General features: G+C 73.2%; 1 protein-coding gene and 1 pseudogene. Both read left to right on the top strand.

Translation table 11 applies throughout. The features are described from left to right. A partial coding sequence (locus HMPREF3115_RS02205; RefSeq protein ID WP_070553327.1) for a tetratricopeptide repeat protein occupies positions 1-562 on the top strand: 562 nt, incomplete at its 5' end. Between the two features lie 284 nt (positions 563-846). Then, a pseudogene (locus HMPREF3115_RS32135) lies at positions 847-1,089 on the top strand (biotin--[acetyl-CoA-carboxylase] ligase); the annotation flags it as partial.

Below are 1,089 nucleotides of genomic sequence, written 5' to 3'. Positions count from 1 at the left end.
CATCGCGCTCGTCGCCGCGCGCGAACCGGGGCTGCGCGACGAAGGGCGCGGCTGGCTGGAAACGGCCGCACAGGCGCAAGGCGCCGATAACGCGCCGGCCGCGCGGCGCGCGCAGCTGGCGCTCGGCAAGGCGCTGCTGCTCGGCAGCGGCGACATGCCGAAGGACTATGCACGCGCCCGCGCGCTGCTCGGCGCCGCGGCCGAGCACGGCGACGCGGCCGCCGCGTACTACCTCGGCCTGATCTATCGCAGCGGCTACGGCACGGCGGCCGATCCCGTGCAGGCCGCGCGCTGGTTCGAAATCGCGTCGCAGGCGGAAATCCCGGCCGCGGATTTCATGCTCGCGAACGCCTACCGCGACGGCAGCGGCGTGCGGCGCGACCAAACGCGCGCGCTCGCGCTCTATCGGCGCGCGGCCGAGCACGAGCTGCCGGAGGCCGTACAGACGCTCGCGATGGCGTATCGCAACGGCGAACTGGGGCTGCGGCCCGATGCGGACGCGTTCCATGCGCAGTGGATCGAGACCGCGCATGCGTTGAAGCATCCGGTAGTGGGGCCGTAAGCGGTTAGCGCGGCGGCGCTGCGACAAGGCGCGCGGCGCATCCGGCGAGTCGATTGGCGCCGCGCCGCGCGCCGATCGCGCCGCAACGCCGACTGTGCTGATTCGAATGCGTGTCGCGCGATCGGTCGATCCTCCGCTGGTCCCGCAAATGAAAGCGCGCCCGATTCCATGATCGCCTTTCGCCGAAATCACGACGAACGGCGATGCCGGCTCCCAAGAAGGCGAAGCGGATGCGCGGTCGGCTCCCGCCGGCAATCCGCCGCCTGGTCGCTACAATAAGCGCCATGAACCCCCCCACCTCCCCCGACACGCCCGACACCGACGGCGCACACATCGCGCGCAGCCGGCTCGACGCGCACCTGGACGCCGCGCCGCGCGCGTGGCCGCTCGACATCGTCGCCGCAACCGGCTCGACCAACGCGGACCTCGCCGCCCGCCTGAAGACGCTGCCGCGCACCGCGCACGCACTGCCCGCGCCGCTCGTGCGCGTCGCGTTCGAGCAGACGGCCGGCCGCGGCCGGCAAGGC

This window comes from Burkholderia sp. HMSC10F09, assembly GCF_001806955.1.
Taxonomy (GTDB): domain Bacteria; phylum Pseudomonadota; class Gammaproteobacteria; order Burkholderiales; family Burkholderiaceae; genus Burkholderia; species Burkholderia multivorans.
This window is presented reverse-complemented; position numbering and strand designations above follow the sequence as displayed.